Raw genomic sequence first — 2046 nt, 5'->3', positions numbered from 1 at the left:
CCGCATTGGTTCACAGGGGGCGATCGGCGACGCTCCGCGGGCCGATGGACGACTGAGCGCCGCGACGGCCGCTCCGTAGCGCCCGTCGGGGATTCGCGCGCTGCTGCCAGGGCGCTGCCCGCCAAGACGCCGCCGCTAGCCGACGCGTTCAGGGTTCCACAAGACCGTGCCGAAGGTGGGCGCCTGCGAGCCTTCAAATCGCCCTCTGAGGCACTGGAGCGCCGCGCAGCCATTCGCCACGCGGCGCACTCGCGTCAGCGGTTTAACGCCGAACAGCCGGCGGGGCTTCGAAGCGTCGTCCCCGCAGCACAGGTTTCAATTGCCGCCAGCGAAGCCCCAAGCCGGCGGATCGTTCCTTCCGGCGGAGGGCGCCCGCCGGACGAGACCGCTTTAGGCAAAGAAGATTTCACGGGCGCGCGCAGCGCAGGTCCAAAACGCGGCCGCGCGGCGCGTCCTTTCAGCACGAAAGTGCGGGTATGACCAATGCGAGCGCTCTGGGAGGCATCAAATTCGTGCCCTGACGCAGCGAACCCGTCGCTGGCGGGTACGCCGCGCGGTACCGAGCCGCTAGTAGCGCGGATGGGGCGTATCGACGAAATTCGCAAAACCCGCTGGAATTTCCGGGCAGAGAAAGCCCAATGAGGTAAAGCGATGGCGACAAACAACGTGACATGTCCGCATTGTTGGGAGGGTGGTTTGCGCACGCTCCTCGTAGGCATCGCGGCGGGTGCATCTGCGACGGCCGCGTTGCTGTTGACAAGAAAATCGCTTGGCATTGTGAGCGTCGGTGGTGGGCATTCGCTGAAGCACCGCGTTCTCGATGTCGCCGCCGCTACGATGCAGCCCAAATACCCGCTTGCCGCGATGAGTACCTATCTCAACGGCTTTCACATGTACGCCGATGACATGGGACGCCAGGTGGAAGCGACGCACTTCTGCATCCACTTGCGCCACGATCTTCACCAATGCGTGATCTTCGATTCGAACCGCCCGGATGCGAGGCGGATCGGCATCGAATACATCATTCCGGGAGAACGATTTCTTCAGTTGCCGGACGATGAAAAGCGGCTTTGGCACAGCCACCATTACGAAGTGAAATCCGGTCTGCTTGTTGCGCCGGGTATTCCCGAACTGGCGGAGCGAGCCTATTTCAAGGACCTCGTCACCACTTACGGAAAGACCTTTCATAACTGGCAATACGACCGGGACGATTTCCCTTACGGCGCGCCGCAACTGATGATGGGATTCACGCAGGACGGCCAGATCGATCCGTTGGCAGTGGATGCGCGCGATCGCAGACTCGGCATCTCGACCGAGGAGCGTCGCCATAAGCGCTATGACATTCCCATGCCCGATGTCGCGCCGGGCGCCAATGCGTGGGAAGCCGGCCATGCGGTACAGACGCGGATCGAGGAAGTGGAATTCAAGCGGCGAGACTGACAGCGGCTGTGCATGAGTCATGGATCGGGCGGGCTTCAATCAGACCGTGGCCGCTCCGGCGTTTAGGCAGCACCGGGTGGCCGGCGACACCCGGTGCTGCCGCAAGGCCGGGCGGTTCGAGCCAGGGCTCCAGCATTCCGGCCGTCGCTCCGCATGCATGTTTCAGCGATCCACGTAAAAGGCGTGGCGCCATTTCGCCGCTTCTGACGCGTTACCGGTGTCTGGGCTTGCCCCGACGTCGGTGCGAAACGAGTCATTGGAATGGTCGTTGCTGTCGAGTAGTGGACAACAGAGACGGACTTCACCATGAGCACCATTCTGCTAGTTGACGACGAACCGGACATTCTCGTCGTCCTCGAGTTGCTTCTGGTTGCTCAGGGATATCGCGTGATAGCAACTAGGAACGGTGCAGAGGCGCTTGAGGCCGCCTCAGCCCGCACTCCGCAACTCGTCATCTCGGATTGGATGATGCCGGTCATGGATGGGGCGCAACTCTATCGCTGCTTTCAGGGCATCCCTTCGTTGAAGGAAATTCCGTTCGTGTTCATGTCGGCGGCAGTGCCGCCTGCTGAAATACTTGGCAAAGCGTTCTTGCGAAAGCCGTTC

General features: G+C 61.9%; 2 protein-coding genes. Both read left to right on the top strand.

Annotated features, from left to right (window positions below; genetic code table 11):
* Nucleotides 1–696 precede the first annotated feature (696 nt).
* Nucleotides 697–1440 (top strand): OBAP family protein, encoded by a 744-nt coding sequence (locus BG61_RS38250; protein WP_233469269.1) that lies wholly within the window; start codon nt 697–699, stop codon nt 1438–1440.
* A 306-nt stretch (nt 1441–1746) separates the two neighbouring features.
* Nucleotides 1747–2046 (top strand): response regulator (locus BG61_RS38245; RefSeq protein ID WP_035943527.1); only part of this gene is annotated, 300 nt, incomplete at its 3' end.

Origin of the sequence: Caballeronia glathei (assembly GCF_000698595.1) — a bacterium.
GTDB lineage: Bacteria > Pseudomonadota > Gammaproteobacteria > Burkholderiales > Burkholderiaceae > Caballeronia > Caballeronia glathei.
The sequence above is the reverse complement of the archived record's forward strand: the minus strand, read 5'-3'. Positions and strand labels throughout refer to the sequence as shown.